This is a genomic window from Planomonospora algeriensis, from assembly GCF_977012225.1.
In genome coordinates this window covers 1-390 of the sequence record NZ_CDRNDK010001123.1, presented here as the reverse complement: position 1 = coordinate 390, position 390 = coordinate 1, and the positions used below count along the sequence as shown (strand labels likewise).

The following is a 390-nucleotide window of genomic DNA, read 5'->3' as shown; positions in this document are numbered from 1 at the left end:
CCGCGACCAGTTCGTAGACCTCGCAGACCCCCCGCCGGAACCGGAGCTCCGCGACGGTGCGCAGCGGCACCGAGGGCCTGCCGAAGCGCGTGTCCACGAAAAGCCACCGGACCCCGTACTCCGTCCGCAGCCGCTCGGCGGACTCCGCCGATGGATCGCGGAAGAACCCGTCATTGGCCGCCAGCCGCCCGGCGTCCCAGAACGGACTGAACCTCCCGTGCTTCATGAGGTGCTCGTTGTCCTTGGCGGTGTACGACCATCCCTCGACCAGGACCCGCCGCTCGGACAACGCCGAAATCCAGAAATGCCGCGGATCGCACGTCTTCCGGCCAGGCACCCGGCAGTGGGCGTTGGTGGCCACCAGGTCATCGGGCGACGACAGCCGGCGCA

1 protein-coding gene is annotated in these 390 nt (G+C 69.5%); it reads right to left on the bottom strand.

Translation table 11 applies throughout. The features are described from left to right. On the bottom strand, positions 1-289 hold a 289-nt coding region (locus ACWJ6R_RS38100), incomplete at its 3' end, for a hypothetical protein (protein ID WP_449066815.1). Positions 290-390: the final 101 nt, after the last annotated feature.